The sequence below is a fragment of the Nitrosomonas sp. genome, from assembly GCA_031316255.1.
GTDB lineage: Bacteria > Pseudomonadota > Gammaproteobacteria > Burkholderiales > Nitrosomonadaceae > Nitrosomonas.
In genome coordinates, this window is record JALDQW010000001.1 from 2850325 (window position 1) to 2875670 (window position 25346).

The window sequence follows — 25346 nt, forward strand, 5'->3', positions numbered from 1 at the left end:
CCCGGAAACCCTCATTATCATGCAGCTTTGGTTGTTGATTGTTTTCCTGACTTATAAAAAGATTTATCAGAGGATAATTGAACAATATCTGCATCGTTTTTTGCAGTTTGACCAATTTTAAAGATTGAAATAGCGCCCTCAAGCTCCACGGCCTGTTGCTTAAGGATATCTGCGGCGGCGGCAGACTCTTCAACCAAGGCCGCATTTTGCTGTGTTACTTGATCCATTTGTGTCACTGCCTGATTAATTTGTTCAATACCCGCGTTTTGCTCACGCGATGCATCAGAAATTTCTGTCATAACACCGGTTACGCGATTAATCGAATGCGTTATCTCTCCCATGGTAATGCCCAGTTGGTTAATTAACTCTGCGCCTTCATCCACATTTTTAATTGAACCATCAATTAAAGTCTTTATATCTTTAGCAGCAGTAGCACTTCTTTGGGCTAAATTGCGTACCTCAGATGCCACAACCGCAAAACCACGGCCATGTTCGCCTGCGCGTGCAGATTCAACGGCGGCATTTAAGGCAAGAATATTGGTTTGAAAAGCGATGTCATTAATGACATTAATAATGGTGGCTATCTGACTAGATCTATCACTAATAGAAGACATTTTTGCAATGGCGTCTTGCATCATTGCATCGCCTTTCTCCGTTATTTTCCCGGAATTGATAGTCAATTGATAAGCTTGCATGGCGTTATCTGTATTTTGGTTTGCCGTTGATGTGAGTTCTTCCATACTTGCAGATGTTTCTTCGAGAGAAGACGCCTGTTCCTCTGTGCGCTGCGACAAATCCCAATTTCCTGAAGCGATATCCTGAGCTGCAAGGCGTACTGATTGCGCATTAGAATGTACATCAGCTACTGTTGCCCTTAAGTTTATTCCCATTTGTCTAAGTGCATTTACAAGTTCGCTGAATTCGTCATCGCGATTTGACAATGGAATTTGTGTCACAAGATTACCTGCGGCAAGTGTATTGGCAATGCTAATTCCCTGCCGTAAAGGCGAAACTGTATTTTTTATTACATTGACAGCCATTAAGGATATTAACGCGATACCGCTCAATGTTATTCCAACTAGAAAATCGTTCAACCATGAAGGCGTGGTTTGTTGTGTCATTCCCCACCAAGCTACACCGCTGGTAATTATCAGAAATAATAAAGAAATTGTAGCTAAAAGGGCAATACGCTTACTGACTGTCATTCCAAGAAATGACATAATCTTGCTCACAAAATCAGTTCGAACTACTCTGCCCTTTTCAATTCGGAGATTCTTTGCGCTTCCCTCCAATACTTGACGATAAATTGGTATCGTTTTTTCAACTAATTCCCGCGGGGGTTTAGTGCGAACAGACAAATAGCCAGTAATTCTTCCGTTATCCATTAAAGGCGTAGCATTACCCAGCACCCAGTAATAATCACCATTTTTGCGACGATTTTTGACCAGACCAGTCCAGGGCAAGCCAGCTTTCAATGTTTTCCATAAATCTTCAAAAGCTTCCGGCGGCATATCGGGATGTCGAACAATATTATGTGCTTTACCTATCAATTCTTCTTTCGTGAACCCGCTCACCTCAATGAAAGTCGGGTTCACATAAGTTATGCGACCTTTAGTATCAGTTGTTGACAAGATCAATGTATCATCATCAATTGGATATTCAGTCTCAGTTATCGGTAAATTGACTCTCATTTTTTCCTTCTATCAATGACTATTAACCAAAAATCTTCGACCGAGCTTGAAAAAATTACTGCTCAGCGAAGTGGCCCTCTATTTTTGCAATTTCTTGCCAATATATATGATTGATCGCACAATCAATTTATCAATTAAAGATTGAGATGTCCGCTTTTTTCAATTCAAGATTCTGTTAAACCGGAGAGATAGGCGCATCGTTGGCATTTGTTGATCAATCGGGAAACCCGTGCAAGCACGTGTTGAGTTTCGGTAATTGTCGGGCATGAAGATGTCAGCTGTCATGCGATGTGCTGTTTCAAAATGGGCAAGTATGTCATGTTTCGAGTGTGGATCTACGCAGTAGAAATCTGGTAGCATGACCGGATGGAATCTGCTTTTGGAATAGTAGTTTCCGTGATTTATGACATGTTTGAAGAGGAGAACCTCGGTTGTGCTTATTTTTTCCCGGAAACCGAAGTCGATTCAGCGCAAGACTCCTGTCAGTACGGTAGCGCAAGGACGTAATGTCATCGGGCAAACGCCTGCGGTACGTTCCATTTTGCATCCAGAGCGGGTGAATCAGAAATCTGGTCAAGTCCCGATGGATCGAGATGTGCAAGCGAATGCGCAGTCTGAATATGTTGTCAATACAAGTATGCCGGAAGAGGTCATCCGTTCTCATGGTCAATCGTTGGATCCCGCTACCCGGTTTTTCTTCGAACAGCGATTCGGGCAGGATTTTAGCCGTGTCCGTGTGCATACAGATGCTGTGGCCAGCGAGTCGGCACAAACCGTCAATGCTTTGGCCTACACGGTTAAGAACAATATTGTTTTTGAAAACGGACAATACGCGCCCGAAACAAGCCGTGGAAGAAAGTTGCTGGCGCATGAACTGGCCCATGTTTTGCAGCAAAGAAAGACGCATTTCAATTCGCCTGTCCTGTACAGATCACCGGGGGAAGGAGGTGAGGCATTCAGCCGGGAGCAGCTTCAGATTTTTGCCAATGACCCAAGTCAGGCTTTGGTGAGATGGCCGCAACTGGATTCAGCCGAAAGAGGGCAGTTGCTCGGCCTAATGGTTTCCCGCCATGGCACCGGTTTTGTCGAATCATTTGAACGTGTTGCGGATTCAATGCGTGGCCCCGTGACTGTGCGCAATTACAGCGACTACAGAACAGTAGATCGCAGGCGGCTTGAAAGCCGGGGTTGGAATCGTATTGGCCTGACCGGACAAGGATTTGATTTCTGGGTGCACCCTTCCGGCGGGGTGTTGATGGTATTTACAGATGAACCTGGAGCTGCGCAGCCGGCAGAAGAGCCGGCTAGTGAAGCGCATGAAGTTTCCTCCGGTGTATTACCGACGGATATCGAAATCCCTGATGATCCCGTAACACGGTATGGACCTGTTGTGTCTATGAGCAACACGTTCATGGGCCAGGAGGCTGATGCGCGCTTATATGCCAACGGAACAATTGAAGTCTATTATCCGGGTTCTGATAACCCGATAACCTACATGCCTGCTCCAGGTACGACGTCCTTTTACCAAACTTATAATGAAGAAGGACAAGCTTATAGTGGTACACCGGTTGATATTTACCGGGAATTTCCAGATTATCTCGCTGAAGAACTTGATTTGTAGGAATGGCATTGGGTTGTTTGATGTCTTCAGCGAAGGTTTTCTGAATACCTTGTATTCGAAATGTATTCCATGCCACCGGTGCGTTTATTGATGATTGCGGCCTAATAAAACCGGATACAAATCATCGCTGCCGGATTTGATGGCGTACTCATATTTCAATGAAACAATAAAAAGTGAATGCTAAAATTTTTGATTCGTCGTAAGATTGATCAACGTCAGGAAGATATTTTAAACACGGAGCAATGCTATATGGCGACGTGTTTTTACGGAAAAGCCGGTGGCAAACTGAACTGAATACTTTTTTGCCGACAGATGGAATTAACTTGCTTGTGTATTGATGTTTCGCAACGTCTGAAAACGCTGGTAAACGTTTGGTATAAATTTGTATCTGCCGGTTTAAGGTTGAACACAGACATTGGATAAAAAAATGAAACTTGAAACACTTGCATTGCATCATGCCTACAATTCAGAAGCCACTACCCGCGCGGCAGCTGTGCCGATTTATCAAACCACATCTTTTACCTTTGAAGATACGCAGCATGGCGCGGATTTATTCGATCTAAAGGTTGAGGGTAATATTTATACCCGCATCATGAATCCAACGACCGATGTGTTGGAAAAGCGTCTGGCTGCAATGGAGGGCGGTATCGGTGCATTGGCAGTTGCGTCGGGTATGGCGGCGATTACGTATGCAATTCAGTGCATTTGTGATACCGGCAGCAATATCGTTAGTACCAGCCAGCTTTATGGCGGCACGTATAATCTGTTTGCACATTCGTTGCCCAGACAGGGTATCGTTGTGCGCATGGTGTCGTTTGACGATTACGACGGGATTGAAAAAGCGATCGATGAAAATACCCGGGCCATTTTTTGCGAATCGATCGGCAATCCGGCCGGAAATGTCGTTGATATTGAGCGTCTGGCCGCTATTGCCCACAAATTCGGTATTCCGTTAATGGTCGACAACACCGTAGCCACCCCGTATTTGTGCCGCCCGTTTGAACTGGGGGCCGATATTGTGGTGCATTCGCTAACCAAATATATCGGCGGTCATGGAACCTGTATCGGTGGGGTGATTATCGATTCCGGCCAGTTTGACTGGGTGGCGAACAAATCCAAATTTCCGATGCTGAATGAGCCGGACCCTTCCTATCACGGCGTGGTGTATACCGAGGCTTTGGGAGCTGCGGCATATATCGGGCGCTGCCGGGTGGTTCCGCTAAGAAACATGGGCGCGGCTTTGTCTCCGTTTAATGCGTTTCTGATTCTGCAAGGTCTGGAAACGCTGGGATTGCGTATGGAAAGGCATTGCGAGAATGCCGGGAAAGTCGCTGTTTTCTTACAGAATCATCCTCAGGTGGAATGGGTAAATTATGCGGCGCTGCCAAACAGTGCGTATTACCAAGCGTGTCAGAAAATAACCGGTGGCAAGGCTTCGGGAATTTTAAGTTTTGGCATCAAAGGCGGTTTTGAAGCTGGCGTCCGGTTTATCGATGCCTTACAAATGATTTTGCGGCTGGTTAATATCGGTGATGCAAAGTCGCTGGCCTGCCATCCCGCCTCGACCACGCATCGTCAGTTAAACGATGAAGAGTTGGCCAGAGCGGGTGTCAGCCGTGATCTGGTGCGACTTTCTATCGGTATCGAGAATATTGACGATATTCTAGCCGATATTCGTCAAGCCCTGGATGTTGCCTCAGGGAGTTAACGATTTGTCAGCAGTTTAGGCGGGTGTGGCAAGAAGTGTCTTAAGATGAGCGTCGACTTGTTCCAGATAGTGTGGATCCGTGCCAAATAAAGCAAAATGTCCGTCCGCGGTGCGGATGATGTGAAATTCGCTGTTCGGAATCATTGTTTGTTCGTTCTTGCAATCTGCTGGTGGGAACATTAAATCGCCCTCAATGGCCAGGACAAAAACCTTGGCTTTTATCTTGGCCAGCACATCCTTCAGCGTAACGCTGCGCTGGTAACAGATATCGCCAAGCTGCCATTTTTTGATCATGGCTAACAGGTTATTCGGATCCATCGCCCCAAAATAACCGATCATAAACCGGGTGATAAAATCTTCCAGCGTGGTAAAACCCAGCGCACGCCAGCGTTCCTGGGTAAAAAACACCGGACTCCAGCCCATCAAGTTGCAAAGTTCAGCCAACCGTCTTAATCCGATATGCACATCCGTTGATTGTTCATACCAGCCGTTCAACCAAGCGGGGTCGGACATAATGCTGTTTTGCAGGCCTTGTGTGAACAGAAAATTATGCGGTGTGACTTGTGCAGTTCCGGCAATCGGTGCTGCGCGTTTTACCATGTCAGGATAGCGCACTGTCCATTCATACGTTTGCTGCGCACCCATTGAGCCGCCAACAACTAATGCCAAAGAGTCAATGTCATATAGTTCGGTTAACAGTTGGTGCTGCGCCCCGACATCGTCACTGATACGCAGTTGCGGAAAATTGGCCTGATTACGCGGAAATGGTGTGTTGTGCGGTGCGCTGGATAAGCCATTTCCCAGTTGATTGATAATGACGATAAAGTATTCTTCCGGATCTAATGCGCGCCCTTCGCCGACATAGACCTGCTGCATGATCTGGTGGCTGCCTGAAAACCAGGTGGGGACTAGAATAACGTTATCTTTGGCGGCATTCAGCGTACCCAATGTTGTGTAGGCAAGCTGGCAATCGGGTATGGTGGCGCCTTCGGCTACGGTAAAGTCGCCTAGTTCGAAAATCCGATATTCACCATGTACTTCGGCGGTGTAATACTGTTTTGCATCCATAGTGATATTTTCTTGAGGTGAATTATTTGATGCGTTTATAAAGCGATGAATATGATATTCAATGCAGTGTGTTTTGTGAATCAAAAGTGGATTGTCGCCAAAACAAATGAAACTGATGAGCTACAAAGTTGAAGGCCTAACAAGGTAAAAAATACCGAATCTAAATTCAATACCCTGCCGCGGCTCCATCTCTTCTGGGTTCAGCCACTCCCCAGCATTTGTTGTCATTTGTCCCGGCAAGGTGAAGTCCTCCGACAGAAAATGACCATGCATCATAGGGGTTTATTTCAAAGCCATGTTTTTTTAGTAATGATATTGTATCTGTGCTAAATCTTTCGGCTTCGAGAAATACCTGTCTTTCGGGGGTACAGTGCAGTCTCGGTGCTTTTACCGCCTCAAAAGGCGATTGATTAAGAAGTCTTGTCAAAACCTGGAACATGCTCGAGGCTATCCGTTCGGAACCGGTTGAACCGATTGCAAATATCGGCTTTTTATCCTTGAAAACGATAGTCGGTGAAGCATTTGAGCGCGCGACGGCGCCGGGTTTTAGGTAATGAGGATGTTTTTTGTTTCTGAGCTTGAAAGCCTTCATGAAGCCGTTATATAAGAAACCGAGCCCCGGCGTGGCAATTTTCGACCCAAATGACCGTTCTATGGACTGGGTCATGGATACAACATTGCCATACCGGTCAATCGCGTTAAAATGGGTTGTTTCACCTTCGCCGGAAAGATTTGCCCTGAGCCGGTCGGCGGTCTGAGAAGCATATGTGCCACTTGAAAGGTTTTCCGATTTGTCGTGCGCTTTTTTGAAGGAATCTCTTCTGTCAATCCTTGCTTTGTTAATTATTGAAGCAAAAAGCACGGCTGCTTCGGGTGTGTCAGGGTCAAAGTTATCCCGGGTCATTGCTTCAAATAGATTTAGCATCTGGATCAGCGTGGTTCCTCCGCCCGGCGGTGGCGTACTCATGATTTTCCAGTCCTTGAAGTTTCCATTAATTGGCCTGGATTCGCGGGGCCAAGGTATGTTTGCCATGTCGTCGGCAGTAATGAAACCGTTATTTAGACGCATGTCTTCAACGATTTCCTTGCCAATTGCGCCATTGTAGAAATCTTCCAAACCATGCCTGGACAGGTGTTTGAGGGTTTTGGCAAGGGATGGATTCTTTACGAGCGTGCCCGATTTGGGAACATCATCGCTGCCGCCGAAAAGGAGACTGGCCGCATTCCCTTTCCTGACCTGAGACCTGTATTCTGTCATTAACTTGTTCTGGAAGGGTGTGATCAGATAACCATTTTCGGCGAGACTGATGGCGGGCGCCATGATCTGTTCAAGATTCATTGAACCGTAATTTTTAAGCGCATGTGAGAGCGTGGCTGGATTCGTGGGGATTGCTATTGCCGGGTAACCCGATTTCCTGACAATACCTGCGGCTGATTCAAGATTTTCGCGCGTGGATTCCATGCTGCGATGATTCATATATTCATTCGCCATGGAAATGTAAATTTCAGGTTTTGCCTTTGCCGGGGCACGGCAAGGACCTTCAATGACGAATGTTCTGGCTTCCTTTTTTAAATGAACCATCATCATGCCCATGCCGCCGAGGCCCGAGCCCGCCGGTTCTACAACGCCAAGAGCGAGCGATGTTGCAACGGCTGCGTCCACCGCATTGCCGCCCATCGCAAGCACCTGGGCACCGGCTTCAGTGGCTTTATAGTGCGCCGAGGTAACAATTCCGTTTGATGACGAGGTATACCATAACGATGGGTTATTTCTCGCGTCTTCTCTGTCCAGCATGATTTCATCGGATAATTTCATAAATCCGGACTAAGAAATATCCATATTTCAGTGCTCATTCAATTTGGTTGTCCCTTTAAAGCGCGATTCTCCAGCATTGTTTATGCGATGGTGATTTCTTTGGATAAATACACATCCTGAATGGCATTAAGCAGTTTGATGCCTTCCTCGAACGGTTTCTGGAATGCCTTGCGCCCGGAAATAAGACCCATGCCACCGGCGCGTTTGTTGATGACTGCGGTGCGTACCGCCTGGTGCAAGTCATCGCTGCCGGATTCGCCGCCTGAATTGATCATGCCGATACGTCCCATATAACAATTGGCGACCTGGTAGCGAACCAGATCAATCGGGTGGTCTGTGGTCAGTTCGTCATAGACCTTGGAGCTTGTTTTGCCAAATTTCAGCGCGTTGTAGCCGCCGTTGTTGATGGCCATTTTTTGCTTGATGATGTCGGCGCCGATGGTTGCCGCGAGATGATTTGCCTGGCCTGTCAGATCGGCGCTGACGTGGTAATCTCTATCCGCGGTTTGAAAGGCCGGATTACGCGTATAAGCCCACAGGATGGTGACCATGCCCAAGTCGTGCGCATGTTCGAATGCTTCCGTGATTTCCTGTATCTGCCGGCGCGATTCTGCAGAACCAAAGAATACAGTTGCGCCGACTGCGCAGGCGCCCATCTCGAAGGCCTGATCAACGCTGGCAAAAATGGTCTGGTCGTAGTGATTGGGATAAGTCAGTAATTCATTGTGATTAATTTTGAGGATCATCGGTATTTTGTGCGCATACTTGCGGGCAATACTGCCGAGTACGCCCAGAGTGGATGCGACACCATTACAGCCGCCCTCGATGGCAAGTCTGGCAATATGCTCCGGATCAAAGAACATCGGATTGGGCGCAAAGGACGCGCCAGCGGAATGTTCAACGCCTTGGTCGACCGGCAGCAGGGATAAATAGCCTGTTCCCGCAAGACGTCCATGGTTGTATAACGACTGCAGGTTGCGTAATACACCTGGCTTGCGATTGTTTGTGATCAGCACGCGATCGACAAAATCGGGACCCGGAATGTGCAGCCTTTCCTTCGGAATAGTTTTGCAGGCATGATTGAGCAGTATATCGACCTCTTCTTTCAGGATGGCAGAGATGTTTGTCATGTTTCCTCCTATTTGGATCAAGTGCGGATTGATCGGTTGGCTGTTGGAATCGTTGATTGCGTAACGAGTTTCCAGTAAAAATTGTCAGAAAAACTTGCCTGCCCGGAATATGTGAGCACTGATATCTTGCCATAATAATAATGACTGTGTGAACTATGATATAAAAATTCAAACTGGATAATTTTTCAATTTGGATTTGACCTCGGCTTTTTTCAGGTGCGGTGCGAACATTTCGATAAAATCGAACACAAATCCTTGTAGATAGCTGTTGCGGCTGATGCCGATGCGTGTTGTGCTGGGTTCGAACAAATGGCTTGCGTCGATTGCCCTGAGTTGTTTGTCGCGTTTGGGGTCAAACGCCATTTTGGCCAGAATGCCGATACCCAATCCCAGTTCCACATAGGTTTTGATGACGTCGGAATCGATCGCTGTTAATACGACATTGGGCGTGAGCCCTTCTCTTTCGAAAGCCTGGTTTATTTTAGAACGGCCGGTAAATGCAAAGTCATAAGTGATAATAGGATGTTGACTGATTGCTTTGAGTGTCAACACTGTATTAGTCAACAATGGATGGTCAGGCGGAACGACAACGCAACGGTTCCATTGATAGCAAGGCAACATGATGAGTTCTTGAAAATGTTCAATCGCTTCGGTTGCGATGGCGATATCGGCTTCACCCGAGGAAACCAGTTCGGAAATCTGGGTAGGGCTGCCCTGGCGCAAAACAAGCCGGACTTTGGGGTGAAGCGTGGTAAAGCGCTTAATAACGGGCGGCAAGGCATAACGGGCTTGTGTATGTGTAGTGGCAATGGTCAATGATCCTCCACCTTCACGCGTATAATCTTGCGCGGCTTTTTTCATATTTTCAGTTTCTTGCAATATTTTTCGTGCAATCTGAATAATGATTTCTCCTTGAGGCGTTACTTGAACAATGCGTTTGCCGTTGCGAATAAATATCAGCACGCCCAGTTCTTCTTCAAGTTGCTGGATCTGTTTGCTGATAGCGGGCTGCGATGTGTACAGTTTTTTTGCGGCTTTGGACAGATTGAGACTTTGGTTTGCAGTCTCGCAGAGATAACGTAATTGCTGTAATTTCATTTAAAAGCCGATTTTAATAATTTATTATTATAATAATCTAACATAATAGTATTTTGAATTATATAGAGATGTTGTTAAGATGCCGCCTTTCCAAAAAAATTAAAAATAATAAGGGTGTCTCTAAAAATTCAGCGCTCTATACAATAAGCGGCGAGAACAAAAAATGTTGACGCAATTTGATTGATTTGCAGGGAACATTTTTTGTGAGTATAGCAGCACTGTAACGAAACGGGGTATGCAGGCAATCCGCGATGCGGATGCTCGCAAATATGAGTTTTTAGGGAAGCCCATAACCAGGTAAACATAATGGAATGGGGTTATACGTTATCGGGGCTCGTTGTTGGTTTTATTGTTGGCGTGACCGGTGTAGGCGGCGGTTCCTTGATGACGCCATTGTTAATTATGGTATTTAATATTCCGCCGGCCACAGCGGTTGGAACAGATTTGCTGTATGCTGCATTGACAAAGGCTGGTGGCGCGTGGGTTCATGGTAGGCAGAAAACGGTACACTGGACGCTTGTTGGTCATCTGGCAATGGGGAGTGTGCCGGCGGCTATTGCTACAATTATATTTTTAAGCGTTATCAGTGTCGATCAAGAATTTTTTTCCAGTTTGATTACCAGCACACTTGGTATTGCCTTGATCTTGACTGCGATGGCACTGTTATTCCGACAGCAGTTGACGCGTCTGGGCAGGTCGCATTTTGGTTTTTTGGTAGAATGGCGTGATCGGCATATTTTATCTGCGACAGTTATTACAGGCGTAATTCTGGGTGTGCTTGTTACCATTTCATCGGTTGGTGCGGGTGCTCTGGGTATGGTTGTATTATTTATGCTGTATCCGCGTTTGCCCGCTGTCACGCTGGTGGGCAGTGATATTGCCCATGCCGTACCATTGACACTGGTCGCGGGCATGGGACACGCTTATATGGGGTCGGTGGATTACAGCTTGTTGATGAGTCTGTTGGTAGGTTCTTTACCAGGAATATACTTTGGTAGTCATGTCAGTAAACGGATACCGGATCGCTTTTTACGGCCGGTGCTGGCGACAATACTTATTCTGATTGGCGTCAAGCTGATTTTGTAGCGATAATTGGGGATGTAATTGATGGATGCATGTAAAGATGCCTATCGATAGAAGTTTTATAATTGAATTTGGGAACTGAATCGGAGGAGTATAAAAGCGATGTGGTTTGAGAAAGGCTACGGGATGAATTGGCCAGGAATTGCTTCAACGGTTTTAAGTTAATACGAAACAAGGAATTATTGTTATGAGTACGAATGTAGAGAATAAACCGAAACAGGTTACCTGGTTTAATGGATGTGGCGGGCGTATAGGTATTGTGGTCGGAGAGACAGGCGATTTTGCCTATATCGGTATGGCGCTCAGGCATGATGAAGATGATGATGTCGACCACATCATGAAATACGGCGCCAAGTTTCCATTGGATGCGGCGTTGAAGTTGCCTGCCTCCAAAGTTTACAGTAAAACTGAATCCTGAAGTTGAATACAGTTGATCGATAAAAATGTTTGAATTCGATTATAAAAATGCAGGTAGATTTGTTGAGCGGTTTGAGTAGCAGGTAGAAAAAATAAACGGGGCTTTAAAACTATGTATTGTTACGATGAATATGATCAAAACATTATTGATGAACGTGTTGCGCAATATCGCGATCAGGTTCGTCGGCGTTTGGCAAATGAATTGACGGAGACGGAGTTTTTGCCTTTAAGACTGCAAAATGGACTGTATATGCAGGTGCATGGTTATATGTTGCGCATTGCTGTGCCATATGGGCTGATTTCTTCAACACAGATGCGTATGTTTGCACATATTGCGCGCAAATATGATCGCGGCTACGGGCATTTCACCACGCGGCAGAACATACAGTTCAACTGGCTCAAGTTGGAGGATACGCCTGAAATTCTGGCCGATCTGGCATCCGTGCAAATGCATGCGATTCAGACATCCGGTAATTGCATACGCAATATAACTTCAGACGAGTTTGCCGGCGTGGCGCAGGATGAAGTTGTCGATCCTCGTCCCTATGCAGAAATTTTGCGCCAGTGGAGTACCTTCCATCCGGAATTTGCTTATCTGCCGCGTAAATTCAAGATTGCGATCAGTGGCGGCAAGGAAGACCGCGCCGCAATACTTGCACACGACATTGGGCTGTCCGTTACGAAAAATGCACAGGGGGAAATCGGTTTTCGTGTTCTGGTGGGTGGCGGTCTTGGACGAACGCCGATTGTAGGCAGTGAAATTTGTGCGTTTTTACCGTGGCAGCATTTGCTGACTTATGTGGAATCGATCTTGCGCATATACAATCAGTTCGGTCGACGCGACAATAAGTATAAGGCGCGTATCAAGATTCTTGTGAAAGCGCTGGGAATAGATGAATTCAGACGTCTGGTTGAAGCAGACTGGGCTGATCTCAAAGATGGTCCGGGCACGTTGATTGTCGAGGAAGTCGATCGCATGGCCAGTTTTTTTACCGATCCGGATTATGAAACGTTACCGGACCATGATTCAAAACTGAATGAATTTAAAGCGGATAATCGGAATTTTTCCAACTGGATGTCACGGAATGTCATTGCGCATCGCGTACCGGGTTATGCCATCGTGGTATTGTCCTTGAAAAAGCCGGGTAATGCGCCCGGTGATGCTACTGATGCGCAGATGGATGCCATTGCTGATTTGGCCGATCGGTATAGTTTTGGTGAAATGCGTATTACCCATAAACAAAATGTCGTTTTTGCAGATGTCAGACAATCCGATTTGGTTGCGCTCTGGCATGAAGTTGAAAAATTTGAACTTGCCTCGCCAAATATAGGCTTGTTGACAGATATGATAAGCTGTCCGGGTGCAGAGTTTTGTACGTTGGCCAATGCGCGTTCTATCCCATTGTCCAAATTAATCGCGGAACGCTTTGAGCGCATTGATTTTCAGCAAGATATCGGTGAAATAACATTGAATATTTCGGGGTGTATGAATGCATGTGGACAGAATCATATCGGAAATATCGGCGTGACCGGCGTTGAAAAAAAGAATCACGAGGAGTGGTATCAGGTTTCTATCGGTGGTGCTGAAGGCAACGATTGCGCAATGGGCAAAATTTTGGGGCCTTCGTTTACGTTTCATCAGGTACCTGAAGCGATTGACCGGATTTTGCAGGTTTATCTAAGGGAGCGTATCGACGAAGGCGAACGTTTTATTGATACGGTATGCAGAATAGGCCATAAACCGTTTAAAGACCATGTGTATGCGACAGATTTTGAAGAGGAGCCTGTAAAAAACGATCACGACGACGAGGCGATGGATCCTGCCCAGTATGCGATTCCTTTCTACTCTCCAAGGTTTTGATCATGATGATTATTAAAAATAAAATGCTCGTGGAAGACGACTGGCAGGTTATTCGGTTAGGTGAGCAGGAAACTGCGGAAAATGTCTCCATTCCAGACGGAAAGGTGATTGTACCGTTGAAAGTTTGGTTCGCGCAGCGAGATGGTTTAAAACAGCGCAATGATCTGGGTGTCTGGTTTGCCAGTGACGAACGCCCCGAGGATTTAAAAGCAGACGTGCAGAAATTTCAGGTTATTGCAGTTGATTTTCCAAAATTCTCTGATGGACGGGGTTATTCTATCGCCTATAATTTGAGGGCGCGTTTGGGGTATACCGGTGAATTACGCGCCATAGGCGATGTTTTACGCGATCAGCTTTTCTATATGCGCCGTGTTGGTTTTGACGCTTTTGCTCCAAGACCGGATCGTGATATTCATGATGCAATGAGAGGTTTTGAGGATTTTTCCGAAGTGTATCAAACTTCCTTTGAAGAAAAACTGCCGCTATTTAGGCGTGTTCAACGGAAGGGTAAACCTTCCGCTGAAACGATAAATAGCTAAAATGGCCGAGCATGATTGATTTGGTACAAAAAATTGAACAGGTAGTTACCGTGCTTGCGGATACGGTGCATAATTTTGCTCCGGTAGCATTCGCCAATAGTCTGGGTGCAGAAGATATGGTGCTGACAGATGTCATTGATCGTTACAAGCTCGATATTGAAATGTTCAGCCTGGACACCGGGCGTTTGCCTCAGGAAACTTATGATTTGATGCAGATCGTGCGTGATCGCTACCAAACGCCGTTGCGTATTTATTTTCCAAATGTCAAGCAGGTCGAAGCCTATGTTTCGAAAAATGGCGTCAATGGATTTTATCAGAGTATTGAATTACGCAAGGCCTGCTGTCATGTTCGTAAAGTCGAACCATTACGACGCGCGCTGGTTGGTAAACATGCATGGATAACGGGTATTCGGCGTGAACAGGCAACGACACGGGTAGATCTCAAAGTTTCGGCTTACGATATCAGTAACCGCATGCAGAAAGTGAATCCATTGCTAGAGTGGACGCTGGATGAAGTCTGGGCGTATCTCAAAAAATTCGATGTGCCGTATAACAAACTGCATGATCAGTTCTATCCGAGTATAGGCTGTACGCCCTGCACGCGTGCAATTACACCGGGTGAAGATATACGGTCCGGGCGATGGTGGTGGGAAGCTCCGGAAAATAAAGAATGCGGGTTGCATATGAATAATGTTATTCCGCTCAAATAAGTATTTTTAATGCGAAGCGTTATTGTTTGTCGGCGAGCATGGATGTTTTGTTGATGTTTTTGTGAGTAGAGAGAATGTTATATGAGTAATCGTCCCTTCACCCATCTCGATGCGTTGGAAAGTGAATCCATTCATATCATGCGAGAGGTAGCTGCAGAATGTAGTAATCCCGTTTTGTTATTTTCGGGCGGCAAAGATTCAATTGTTTTATTGCGCTTGGCTGAAAAAGCATTTCGTCCCGGCCGTTTTCCCTTTCCGTTAATGCATATTGACACCGAGCATAATTTTCCGGAGGTCATCGAGTTTCGCGATCATCGTGCTGCAGAACTGGGTGAACGCCTGATTGTGCGGAGTATGGAAGATTCGATCAAAAAAGGCAGGGTAGTGCTCCGTTCAGAAACACAGAGCCGCAATGCATTTCAATCTGTAACGTTACTGGATGCAATCGCTGAGTTCAGTTTTGATGCCTGTATCGGCGGGGCACGCCGTGACGAAGAAAAAGCACGCGCCAAAGAACGGATTTTTTCGTTTCGAGACGAATTCGGTCAATGGGACCCCAAGAACCAGCGCCCCGAATTGTGGGATTTATATAACACCCGTACACATCCGGGTGAGAATATTCGTGTTTTTCCAATCAGTAACTGGACTGAACTGGATGTCTGGGAATATATCGCGCGTGAAAAACTTGAAGTGCCGTCAATCTATTTTGCCCATGAACGTGAAGTGATTCGGCGGGATGCCGGTCTGCTTCCCGTATCTCATCTGGTGCAACCCAGGGAAGGGGAGAAAGCTGAGCAGGTAACAGTACGTTTTCGTACGGTTGGCGACATGAGCTGTACCTGTCCTGTCGCATCTGACGCTGCCACTGTAGAGGATATCATTGCCGAGACAGCGATGACGCGTATTACCGAACGTGGCGCCACGCGAATGGATGACCAGACTTCTGATGCTTCCATGGAATTACGCAAGAAAGAAGGTTATTTTTAGCATTTCCTGTTTTTTGACGGTCGGATTGAGTTGGTTGAAAAAACACCGCTTTTAATCAACTCAAATATTGAACAGAGCATGAACGATAGCGTGTGTTATGTTGCCGCGGTGGATTGAATTTCCTGAAGGGATCCAAATGTCTGAAATTGAAAAAATTGCACTTGATCAGACCGAGTTGCTGCGTTTTATAACCGCTGGTAGTGTGGATGATGGTAAAAGCACTTTGATTGGACGTATGTTGCATGATTCAAAGTCTATTTTTGAAGATCAATTGAGCTCTATTACCAACACCACACGTAAACGTGGAATGGAAGGTGTTGATTTGTCTTTGTTGACCGATGGGCTGCAGGCAGAGCGCGAACAGGGTATTACCATTGATGTCGCCTATCGCTATTTTGCTACGCCAAAACGCAAGTTCATTATTGCAGACACACCCGGGCACGAGCAGTATACCCGTAACATGGTAACCGGCGCTTCTACTGCAAATCTGGCAGTTATCCTGATTGATGCCCGCAAAGGCGTGCTGACACAATCACGTCGCCATGCCTATCTGGCCAGTTTGGTAGGTATTCCGCATCTGGTCGTGGCAGTCAACAAGATGGATCTGGTTGAGTATTCTCAATCGGTATTTGATGAAATTTGCAAGGATTTTTCCAGTTTTGCTGAACGACTGGATCTGCATCATATTGATTTTATTCCAATGTCCGCGCTTAATGGCGATATGGTTGTTGAACGGGGAGAGAATCTGAATTGGTATAAAGGGACGACATTAATGGATTTGCTTGAAAATATTTCTATTACCCATGATGTCAATCGTGAGGACTTCCGCTTTCCAGTGCAGTGGGTATGCCGGCCACAAACCAAGGAGATGCATGATTTCAGGGGATATATGGGCCGCATTGAATCAGGTTCAGTGTGTGTAGGTGATGCGGTTACAGTATTACCTTCAGGACTTAACTCACGGATCAAAGAAATTGTGTTATACGAAGGCAATATTGATGACGCGGTTGCGCCGCAATCTGTGACCTTAACGATCGAAGACCATCTGGATATTTCACGTGGCGATGTTCTGGTAAAAACAGGCGATTTGCCGCAGGTCACCAAGGAATTTGACGCGATGGTATGTTGGCTTTCAGAGCAGTCGCTTGATCCGGGGCGAAAGTACTTGATCAAACATACGACGCGTATAGTCAAGGCCGTTATAAATCGCATCGATTACCGGGTTGATGTCAATACAATGGATCATGAGTCGGTACAGACCCTGAAAATGAATGATATTGCACATGTAGGTATCAAGGTGCAACAGCCACTGGTTTGTGACGACTATCAGCACAATCGTTCAATGGGTTGTTTTATTGTAATCGATGAAAGCAGTAATAATACTGTTGCGGCTGGCATGATTGGTTCTAACAAGCACGATTCTTAACAAATAATTAAGCGGTGCTTTCCATTTTTTTCTTTCAATTGAACTGCTTTCACTCGAAGCATAATTAGCGATCGTTTGAGTATTCGTATTTCGGCTTTGGATGAACCAGCTTGTCAAAAATGGTGCTGCTTTCTGCAAAGCTGATGTTTTTACTCTGGTTTTGGTGGGCTGGCTATGTGAATTGTCATCAACACAGTATAAGTGATTCAGGAGGTGGAGTTCTTGTGCCACATCGATAGGTTTGAATTTGTGTATTTTGTTGCCGTTGTAATTGCTTTTTGTCCTATTTTTTATTGCGCTTTGCACTTTTCTTCTATCGAAAATTGTTTCGGTAAATAAAGTGGGATTAATAAATCTCTGATGAGATGGGTTTTGTTAACTTTAATAAGCAATTCGTTTTTCAGTGCCTGCAGTCATGTGTGTGTGAAGTGGTATTTTGCTTGTTTTTGATCTCAAATAGTGAAGCGCCATAGTGAAATCAATTAAAAGTACGAACAAGATATTAATAAAGAAACTATAGATATAGTGAACAGTGCAACTGAATTACTCAGCTATAAGCATGCAATAGATCAATTTGTCCTGGTTTCTGTAACAGACAAGGCCGGGAGAATTCTCGAAATTAATGACAGATTTTTATCTGCCAGTAAATATACGCGCGCAGAATTATTAGGCCAGAAACATAGCATCATGAATTCCGGTAAGCATTCAAAGGCGTTCTTTGAAGACTTGTGGAAGACCATAAGTAAAGGGGAAATCTGGACAGGAGAAATTTGTAATCGGGCGAAAGACGGTACTTTTTTTTGGGTCAACACGGCAATAGTGCCGCATTTGAATGAAACGGGTCAAATAATCAATTACATTTCGGTTCGGATCGATACAACCGAGCGAAAAAAGTATGAGACTGAATTGTTACAGGCAAGGCTTGCTGCGCATGCTGCAAACCGGGTAAAAAGCAGATTCTTGACCAATATGAGTCATGAAATTAGAACGCCAATGAACAGCATTATTGGCATGGCGCATTTGCTTAAAAGAACAAATTTGAATATGAAACAAAATGGGTATATTTCAAATATTCTCGTTTCATCTGAAAGATTACTCACGATGATTGACAATATCATTGATCAATCCGGATTGAAGGAAATACAGAATGCCGCAGAAATTGAGTTAGTCAATATACCTCAACTGGTTAATAACGTTATTAATAAATTTACGTCTATCCTGAACAAAAAGGGGATTGCACTGGTTCAGAAACTTGAACTGAATAGTTCTTTAAGTTTGTATGGCAATGCCCAAAGACTGGGTCAGCTGCTTTATAACCTGGTCAGTAATGCAGTCAAATTTACTGATCGGGGAAAGATTATTATTCGTGTGAGTATGCTTCAGAATAACGAAACTGACTGCTTGTTATCTTTTGAAGTCGAGGATACCGGAATTGGGATCGATGCAAGTCAGCTCCATATGCTTTTTCAGCCATTTAATCAGGTCGATGCTTCTAATTCACGATCATTTGAAGGTGCTGGATTAGGTCTTGCGATCAGCAAGACCCTGGTCGAAATGATGGGCGGGGAAATTGGTGTAAAGAGTAAATTGGGTGCGGGAAGTTGCTTCTGGTTTACCGTTCGATTAAGTTCTGTTAAAGAAGATATCAATGATGAAAATGAAGACCCTTATCCCTACAGTCTGATTGAAGACGTGCACCATCCTTTCAAGGGTTGTATTATCTTGGTTGTTGATGATAATGAAATTAACTCGCAGCTTGTGCAGGAGATGCTTGAATCGGGTGGTGCATATGTTGTGGTTGCCAGAAATGGTAAGGAAGCTATTGATTATCTTGGTCAGTCTGAATTTGACTGTATTTTGATGGATATTCAAATGCCTGTTATGGATGGTCTGGAAGCAACGCGGATTATTCGTGAAAAAGAAGAATGGACTAATATCCCGGTGCTGGCATATACAGCGAATGCTGATGAGAATAGCAGGGCGTTGTGCATGGACGCGGGTATGAACGATTTTATAGCCAAGCCCGTTAATCCGTCGCTGTTTTTTTCTACACTCACAAAATGGCTTGCGCCCAATTCAGCCAGGATTTCTGTTAGTGAACAGCCCGAAAAACCGGAGTTGAATGGCAAAATTGATGAGCGTGCCCATATACTTACCGAAGCATCGGTGTTAGCGGACCAGTTGGGTGTAAAAGTTGAACAAATTCATAAGTTCACATTGATGTTTATTAAATCGGCCAATCTAGGCATAATCGAACTGGAAGATGCGCTAGAAAAGCAAGATATGCTCGCTATCGCTGTGATCGGCCATCGTCTTAAATCATCGTCAGCAACAATTGGCGCGATTCAATTTTCTGAATTATGCGGAATACTGGAGACTTGCAAAGATAAGGAAAAGTTTGAGAAAGCGATTGAAACAGTTGCTCAACTGAAATCCGTATTGAAGTCAATTGAAGATGTGGCCAATAAGAATATCCTGAAAAGCACTATTGTTACTTAGTCAATGAATACTCAAAAAAAGAATCGTGTCCTTTTGCTGGACGATGACCAATTTATGCTCGAATATGTCAGTGAATTGCTCAGAGAACTGGGTGTTCATAAAATATGGGTGGCTCAAGATGGTGCGACGGGCCTTGCTGTGATAAAGGACATGAAACGGGATATAGATTTATTAATCTGTGATATTGAAATGCCTGGAATGGATGGGATCGAATTTCTGCGTAATATTGCTGTTCAGGGGTATTCGGGTAATATCGTTTTGTTTTCCGGGCTTGATCGACAATTGCTGAAGGCTGCAGAACGTTTTGCAAAAGCCAGTGGTTTATGTGTGACGGGCACCTTGTCAAAACCGGTTACATTGAATGCGTTGACTGCCATTTTGATGGAAATACCGCAACGGCAACCCGCGGTAAAAGTAAAACGGTCAGAGGACAATGCTCTTGTTAGCGTTAAAGAAGTCAAGAATGCGCTCTCAAATGATGATTTCTGTGTATTCTATCAACCTAAGGTGGCAATTAGAAATTCTCGAATAACGGGATTTGAGTGTCTCGCACGGTGGCCTCATAAGAAAAGAGGCTTTATTTCCCCAGACAAATTTATACCGGTTGTTGAGGAATATGATCTGATTGATCAGTTTACGCTGATGATATTCAGAAAATCTGTGCAGCAATTAGCGCAATGGCTTAACATGGGCTTCGACTTAAAGGCCGCGGTTAATCTGTCCATGGAAAACTTGAATCGGCATGATTTGCCTGAGGTTTTCGAGGAGGTGACGCGTGCTGCTCATGTGCCTGCGAATAAGATAATTCTGGAAATAACAGAAAGTAAGATAGGAAAAGATATTGCCTTATGTTTGGATATTCTGACGCGTTTTAGATTGAAAGGTTTCGGGTTGGCAATTGATGATTTTGGAACAGGTTATGCCAGTATGGAAACATTGAATAATTTGCCATTCACTGAACTTAAAATAGACAGAACATTTGTTAATGCGGCTGTAAGCGATTCCTCATCACGTGCAATTGTAGAGTCGAGCGTAAATCTGGGAAAAGAGTTTGGATTAAACATTGTTGCCGAAGGTGTAGAAAATCAAGCCGAATGGGACCTTGTGGCAAAACTTGGATGTACTGAAGTTCAGGGTTACTTTATCTCAAAACCACTTCCGCATGACGAATTCAGCCAGTTGAACGGCTTGAGCACCTGACTTTCTTGCAAGCTTCATTAAAATGTGGCTTCTCTAATTCTCACAAATCTGATGAGCCGCATATCAGTGTTAATGCTCTATAATTATAATATTTGGTTTATGTTATTTGAGCATCTGTTTCTCGTTGCCTAGTTTATGCCTGTTTTTCAGATCCGTTGCGATGCTGGCTTGGTATGAATCTTTTTTGAAAATAACATATTAATAAAAATACCCATTATCCATTAATCATTTAATCTTCGAATTTAATTATTATTACGCTATGACAACTTTGGATTCGGCATCCCGCAATCAGGCAACTGATTCTTCGCCAAACTATCATTTTAATATCACAACACCGGATTTATACAAACGGGACGGACTAGTCAAAATCGATCAGGCATTTTTGGATTTTCTTCGGGAAGGTGACCAAGCACTGTGCGAAAAACTATGTGCTGCCCGCGCCCAGTCGGAGTTGTTACAGCCAAAGGATGAATCGGCGTTGTTAATTGAAATTGCACCATGGCTGGAGGATTTTGTAGCAAGATTGTTCGGAATTGAATCGGAAGTTAACGTGTTAGCGGCAAAACATCATGAACTGGCGCCGCTGTATTTTTGTAAACGGCAGTTTGTTCAGCGGCGTGCCAAGGGAAAAATCAGTGCTGATGAACTTGCAGAGATTGATGGAATTGCGCTGGAAAATTCACTGGTTGCAGAATTTGGCGAGCCGTTCTCGGAACTGGTTTTTGCCACCAGAGTATCGCAGTGGATGGAAGACGAAGCAAGACATGAAGAACGCCTGAAAATGGCGTTGCAATACGCTGCCTGGGCGTTGAGAACGCCGGAGGGACAAGCGCATACGCAAGACGGCATTTTATTCAAATCACCGGTCAAACTGGATTTTCAGCACCTGATATCCCTGGATACCGACGAATCAAACGGTTTTCCGCACCATCGGCTCGGCCATGTGCGGCAACGAAAAGGATTTGCGTTGACCGATGAAGGCACAGACCTTGTCGGTGCGCTCGATGAGGCGAATTACTGTATCTGGTGCCACGAGCAGGGCAAGGACTCATGCTCCAAAGGATTGAAGGAAAAAGCCAAATCGCCGGAAGAAATGCCTGCATTCAAAAAAAGTGAACTCGGTGCATTACTTGCAGGGTGTCCGTTGGAAGAACGTATTTCAGAATTTCATAAACTCAAAACACAGGGAATTGCCATTGGCAGTCTGGCCATGATTGTGCTGGATAATCCTATGTGCGCAGGTACGGGGCATCGTATTTGCAACGATTGTATGAAATCCTGTATTTACCAGAAACAGCAACCTGTGGATATTCCTCAGGCCGAGACCCGCACGTTGAAGGACGTGCTGGCGCTGCCATGGGGTTATGAAATTTATAGCTTGCTGACGCGATGGAATCCGTTGAACCTAAAGCGGCCTGTACCTAAAGCACCGACGGGTAAAAAAGTACTGGTTGTGGGGATGGGACCGGCGGGTTATACATTAGCGCATCATCTGATGAATGAAGGGCATGCTGTTGTGGGCGTTGACGGGCTTAAAATCGAACCTTTGCCGGAGCATGTTTCCGGTGTCAATATGCGTGGAGCGCGCGTACCGTTTCAGCCGATACGGCTTGCTAGCGAGCTGGAAGAAAATCTGGATGAACGAATGCCAAGCGGTTTTGGCGGTGTGGCTGAATATGGCATTACAGTTCGCTGGAATAAAAATTTCCTCAAGCTGATCCGCCTGTTGCTTGAACGCAGAGATCAGTTTGCATTGTTTGGCGGTGTACGTTTTGGCGGTACTTTGACAACCGATGATGCGTTTGCGATGGGCTTTGATCATGTTGCTTTAGCGGCAGGCGCAGGTAAACCAACGGTGTTGAATATGCCTAATGGATTGGCGCGGGGGGTGCGTGCCGCCTCAGATTTTCTGATGGCCTTACAATTAAGCGGCGCTGCCCAGTACGACTCTATCGCAAATATGCAACTGCGCTTGCCTGTGATTGTGATCGGTGGCGGGTTGACTGCAATTGATACCGCAACAGAGGCGTTGGCGTATTACCCCATACAAGTCGAGAAATTCCTGCAGCGTTTTGAAATTCTCGCTGCTGTGCAGGGAGAAGAAAAATTACGCACAATCTGGGATGCTGAGGAAACTGAAATAGCCAATGAATTCCTGAATCATGCGCGCGCCATTCGTGCAGAACGTGAAGCAGCCGAGCAGGAAGGACGGGAAGCCAATATTCTGACGCTATTGCAGTCTTGGGGCGGTGCTACCATTGCTTACCGGAAACGCCTGGTTGACAGCCCGTCTTACACGTTGAACCATGAAGAAGTTGAGAAGGCATTGGAAGAAGGGATTTGGTTTGCTGAGGGATTAACACCGACACGGGTCAATGTAAATCAATGGGAGCATGTGCAATCTGTTCAGTTTGCGGTTCAAAAGCGTGATGAAGATGGTCAATGGCAAAAAATGGGTGAGGTGGAATTGCCTGCTTATGCGTTATTGGTTGCTGCGGGCACACAACCCAATACTGTGCTGGCCAGGGAAGATGCGGAAATCTATAAGCTGGACGGGCGTTATTTTGCTTCGTGCGATGAGATGGGAAATGCAGCGACACCGGAATACGGTAATCCGAAGTCTGGCGCATCTGTTTTATTGGGACGTTACAGGAATGTGCAGGATGGACGGTTTATCAGCTTTTTTGGTGATCTGCACCCCTCGTATTCGGGGAATGTCGTCAAGGCCATGTCCAGTGCAAAGCAAGGCTATCCTGTCGTAAATCGCGTGCTTGAACAAATTGCACCGGTTTCAAACAAAACAGCTGAACAGTTCTTCACTGACCTCAATCAGCAATTAAGGTCTACAGTCCATAAAGTTGAGAGACTGACATCGAATATTATTGAAGTGGTTGTGCATGCGCCCTTGGCTGCGGAACGCTTTCAGCCTGGTCAGTTTTACCGATTCCAGAATTACGCCACATTAGCGCCCTTATCAGGCGATACACGCCTGGCAATGGAAGGCATTGCTTTGACAGGTGCCTCGGTCGATGTTTCGCGCGGTCTGGTATCATTGATTGCACTAGAGATGGGTGGGTCAGCCGATTTGTGCGCGACATTAAGACCAGGCGATCCGGTCATCTTAATGGGGCCGACAGGAACACCGACAGAAATTGAACCGGGTGAAACTGTCACCCTTGTCGGCGGAGGACTGGGTAACGCCGTATTGTTTTCCATTGGTGCCGCGGCACGTGCAGCAGGTTCCAGAGTACTGTATTTTGCGGGTTATAAAAAACTTGCTGATCGATATAAAGTCGCTGAAATCGAGGCGGCGGCGGATACGGTTGTCTGGTGTTGCGATGAAGCGCCGGGGTTTGAAGCGACACGGCCAGGTGATAAACAGTTTGTCGGTAATATTGTGGAAGCGATGGTGGCGTATGGCAACGGTCAATTGGGCGAACAGCCTGTGCCGTTATCAGAAGTCGACCGGATTATCGCCATTGGTTCGGATCGTATGATGGCTGCTGTGGGTGCGGCACGGCATAACCAGCTAAAACCATACTTGAAAGCGGAGCATTTTGCGATCGGTTCAATTAATTCGCCGATGCAATGCATGATGAAAGAAATCTGTGCGCAATGCCTGCAACCACATCGGGATCCCGATACGGGCGAGATAACGTATGTTTTTTCCTGTTTTAATCAGGATCAACCGCTCGATCAGGTTGATTTTGCGGGACTGGCTTCTCGCTTGCGACAAAACAGCGTGCAGGAAAAATTAACCAGCCGCTGGATTGATCGCTGCCTTGAAAAAATGTAGCTTAATTGCTGGGGTTGTTCACGCATTGGGAACAACCCCGAATATATAACGGGAAATTGAAGATTATTGCTGGCCCTCAGCTTTGTTGAGGGCTTGTTGACTTTGATGACTATTGCACTACAGTGGTTTTTTGCTTATTTCGCCCTTAAACATTGTCGTTTTCTGTTGCTAGCGTATTCTCTACAGTGCTGTCGACAATGGCGCCTACCTTTTCTAGTGCTTTTCGACCCAGAAGCATTGGGGTTGAGAAGTGGGAACGATCAATCAGATTGACCATGATTTCATGCGGTTTCCCATCAAAGTAAATTTGCATGTTAACGACTGGTCGCGAATGAGACTTTTTGGTTTTTATGCTTCCGGTTGCTCGTTTCTTTATTCGCACATGTCGAACAATGGGTAGGTCATAGTCCAGTGTTTGTTCCATCTCAGGGTGAGAAACTTTAAACCTCACATATTCTGTGCCATCTTTTTCATAACGCTGTATTTCTTTTGCGGATATAGAAGCAGATTCTGCACCTGTGTCCAGTTTTGCTGTGAGTGTGACTTTGTCAGGTGCCAATGTGACCGGTTCAAGATAACCGTAGATAGATTTTTCTGCTATTGCAGCTGATGAAGACAGAAAAATAAATGTCAAAACAATAGAATTAATTAAAAAGTTTTGATGATTTTTTTGTAATGTCATAACAAAATTTAAGT

General features: G+C 45.4%; 18 protein-coding genes. 12 read left to right on the top strand and 6 right to left on the bottom strand.

Annotation, left to right across the window (positions count from 1 at the left end; translation table 11 throughout):
• Positions 1-17: 17 nt before the first annotated feature.
• Positions 18-1691 (bottom strand): methyl-accepting chemotaxis protein, encoded by a 1674-nt coding sequence (locus MRK00_12725; GenBank protein MDR4518235.1) that lies wholly within the window; start codon positions 1689-1691, stop codon positions 18-20.
• Between the two features lie 433 nt (positions 1692-2124).
• Here MRK00_12725 and MRK00_12730 point away from each other — a divergent pair, with 433 nt between their 5' ends.
• Both MRK00_12730 and MRK00_12735 read left to right on the top strand, forming a co-directional pair.
• Positions 2125-3312, top strand: coding sequence for a DUF4157 domain-containing protein (locus MRK00_12730; GenBank protein ID MDR4518236.1), 1188 nt, complete (start codon positions 2125-2127; stop codon positions 3310-3312).
• Positions 3313-3739: 427 nt separating this feature from the next.
• The gene (locus MRK00_12735; GenBank protein ID MDR4518237.1) at positions 3740-5020 is read left to right on the top strand and encodes an aminotransferase class I/II-fold pyridoxal phosphate-dependent enzyme; all 1281 of its coding nucleotides are present in this window, start codon (positions 3740-3742) and stop codon (positions 5018-5020) included.
• A 15-nt stretch (positions 5021-5035) separates the two neighbouring features.
• Here the strand turns inward: MRK00_12735 and MRK00_12740 are convergent, their stop codons facing one another.
• From MRK00_12740 to cysB, 4 genes are all read right to left on the bottom strand, one after another.
• Complete coding sequence (locus MRK00_12740) at positions 5036-6088, bottom strand: alpha/beta fold hydrolase (protein ID MDR4518238.1); 1053 nt, start codon at positions 6086-6088, stop codon at positions 5036-5038.
• A gap of 166 nt (positions 6089-6254) precedes the next feature.
• Entirely contained in the window at positions 6255-7904 is a 1650-nt protein-coding gene (locus MRK00_12745) for a gamma-glutamyltransferase (protein MDR4518239.1), read from the bottom strand.
• Between the two features lie 80 nt (positions 7905-7984).
• Entirely contained in the window at positions 7985-9034 is a 1050-nt protein-coding gene (locus MRK00_12750; GenBank protein MDR4518240.1) for a class I fructose-bisphosphate aldolase, read from the bottom strand.
• A 168-nt stretch (positions 9035-9202) separates the two neighbouring features.
• Positions 9203-10132 (bottom strand): HTH-type transcriptional regulator CysB, encoded by a 930-nt coding sequence (cysB, locus tag MRK00_12755; protein ID MDR4518241.1) that lies wholly within the window; start codon positions 10130-10132, stop codon positions 9203-9205.
• 306 nt (positions 10133-10438) lie between these two features.
• Between cysB and MRK00_12760 the strand changes: the two genes are divergently transcribed.
• The 10 genes from MRK00_12760 (at position 10439) to MRK00_12805 (ending at position 24650) form a co-directional block, all read left to right on the top strand.
• On the top strand, positions 10439-11218 hold the full coding sequence (locus tag MRK00_12760) for a sulfite exporter TauE/SafE family protein (protein ID MDR4518242.1): 780 nt from the start codon (positions 10439-10441) through the stop codon (positions 11216-11218).
• 184 nt (positions 11219-11402) lie between these two features.
• Positions 11403-11633 carry a hypothetical protein gene (locus tag MRK00_12765; protein MDR4518243.1) on the top strand — a complete coding sequence of 77 codons (231 nt, stop codon included), beginning with the start codon at positions 11403-11405 and terminating at the stop codon, positions 11631-11633.
• Positions 11634-11744: 111 nt separating this feature from the next.
• The gene (locus tag MRK00_12770; GenBank protein MDR4518244.1) at positions 11745-13493 is read left to right on the top strand and encodes a nitrite/sulfite reductase; all 1749 of its coding nucleotides are present in this window, start codon (positions 11745-11747) and stop codon (positions 13491-13493) included.
• A gap of 5 nt (positions 13494-13498) precedes the next feature.
• The gene (locus MRK00_12775; protein ID MDR4518245.1) at positions 13499-14032 is read left to right on the top strand and encodes a DUF934 domain-containing protein; all 534 of its coding nucleotides are present in this window, start codon (positions 13499-13501) and stop codon (positions 14030-14032) included.
• Between the two features lie 11 nt (positions 14033-14043).
• Positions 14044-14742 carry a phosphoadenylyl-sulfate reductase gene (locus MRK00_12780; GenBank protein ID MDR4518246.1) on the top strand — a complete coding sequence of 233 codons (699 nt, stop codon included), beginning with the start codon at positions 14044-14046 and terminating at the stop codon, positions 14740-14742.
• 81 nt (positions 14743-14823) lie between these two features.
• A complete protein-coding gene (gene cysD / locus MRK00_12785; GenBank protein MDR4518247.1) occupies positions 14824-15729 on the top strand; it encodes a sulfate adenylyltransferase subunit CysD in 906 nt (301 codons plus the stop codon).
• Between the two features lie 136 nt (positions 15730-15865).
• On the top strand, positions 15866-17155 hold the full coding sequence (cysN, locus tag MRK00_12790) for a sulfate adenylyltransferase subunit CysN (GenBank protein ID MDR4518248.1): 1290 nt from the start codon (positions 15866-15868) through the stop codon (positions 17153-17155).
• Positions 17156-17680: 525 nt separating this feature from the next.
• Positions 17681-19654, top strand: coding sequence for a response regulator (locus tag MRK00_12795; protein ID MDR4518249.1), 1974 nt, complete (start codon positions 17681-17683; stop codon positions 19652-19654).
• Positions 19655-19657: 3 nt separating this feature from the next.
• Positions 19658-20854 carry an EAL domain-containing response regulator gene (locus MRK00_12800; protein ID MDR4518250.1) on the top strand — a complete coding sequence of 399 codons (1197 nt, stop codon included), beginning with the start codon at positions 19658-19660 and terminating at the stop codon, positions 20852-20854.
• A gap of 259 nt (positions 20855-21113) precedes the next feature.
• Positions 21114-24650 (top strand): FAD-dependent oxidoreductase, encoded by a 3537-nt coding sequence (locus MRK00_12805; GenBank protein MDR4518251.1) that lies wholly within the window; start codon positions 21114-21116, stop codon positions 24648-24650.
• Positions 24651-24795: 145 nt separating this feature from the next.
• Here MRK00_12805 and MRK00_12810 read toward each other — a convergent pair whose 3' ends face one another.
• The gene (locus MRK00_12810) at positions 24796-25332 is read right to left on the bottom strand and encodes a RimK/LysX family protein (protein ID MDR4518252.1); all 537 of its coding nucleotides are present in this window, start codon (positions 25330-25332) and stop codon (positions 24796-24798) included.
• Positions 25333-25346: the final 14 nt, after the last annotated feature.

Excerpts from the sequence above, each read along its gene's own strand:
- MRK00_12725 (MDR4518235.1), bottom strand. The coding sequence starts at position 1,691 with ATGAGAGTCAATTTACCGATAACTGAGACTGAATATCCAATTGATGAT.
- MRK00_12735 (MDR4518237.1), top strand. The coding sequence starts at position 3,740 with ATGAAACTTGAAACACTTGCATTGCATCATGCCTACAATTCAGAAGCC.
- MRK00_12740 (MDR4518238.1), bottom strand. The coding sequence starts at position 6,088 with ATGGATGCAAAACAGTATTACACCGCCGAAGTACATGGTGAATATCGG.
- MRK00_12745 (MDR4518239.1), bottom strand. The coding sequence starts at position 7,904 with ATGAAATTATCCGATGAAATCATGCTGGACAGAGAAGACGCGAGAAAT.
- MRK00_12750 (MDR4518240.1), bottom strand. The coding sequence starts at position 9,034 with ATGACAAACATCTCTGCCATCCTGAAAGAAGAGGTCGATATACTGCTC.
- cysB (MDR4518241.1), bottom strand. The coding sequence starts at position 10,132 with ATGAAATTACAGCAATTACGTTATCTCTGCGAGACTGCAAACCAAAGT.
- MRK00_12760 (MDR4518242.1), top strand. The coding sequence starts at position 10,439 with ATGGAATGGGGTTATACGTTATCGGGGCTCGTTGTTGGTTTTATTGTT.
- MRK00_12765 (MDR4518243.1), top strand. The coding sequence starts at position 11,403 with ATGAGTACGAATGTAGAGAATAAACCGAAACAGGTTACCTGGTTTAAT.
- MRK00_12770 (MDR4518244.1), top strand. The coding sequence starts at position 11,745 with ATGTATTGTTACGATGAATATGATCAAAACATTATTGATGAACGTGTT.
- MRK00_12775 (MDR4518245.1), top strand. The coding sequence starts at position 13,499 with ATGATTATTAAAAATAAAATGCTCGTGGAAGACGACTGGCAGGTTATT.
- MRK00_12780 (MDR4518246.1), top strand. The coding sequence starts at position 14,044 with ATGATTGATTTGGTACAAAAAATTGAACAGGTAGTTACCGTGCTTGCG.
- cysD (MDR4518247.1), top strand. The coding sequence starts at position 14,824 with ATGAGTAATCGTCCCTTCACCCATCTCGATGCGTTGGAAAGTGAATCC.
- cysN (MDR4518248.1), top strand. The coding sequence starts at position 15,866 with ATGTCTGAAATTGAAAAAATTGCACTTGATCAGACCGAGTTGCTGCGT.
- MRK00_12800 (MDR4518250.1), top strand. The coding sequence starts at position 19,658 with ATGAATACTCAAAAAAAGAATCGTGTCCTTTTGCTGGACGATGACCAA.
- MRK00_12805 (MDR4518251.1), top strand. The coding sequence starts at position 21,114 with ATGACAACTTTGGATTCGGCATCCCGCAATCAGGCAACTGATTCTTCG.
- MRK00_12810 (MDR4518252.1), bottom strand. The coding sequence starts at position 25,332 with ATGACATTACAAAAAAATCATCAAAACTTTTTAATTAATTCTATTGTT.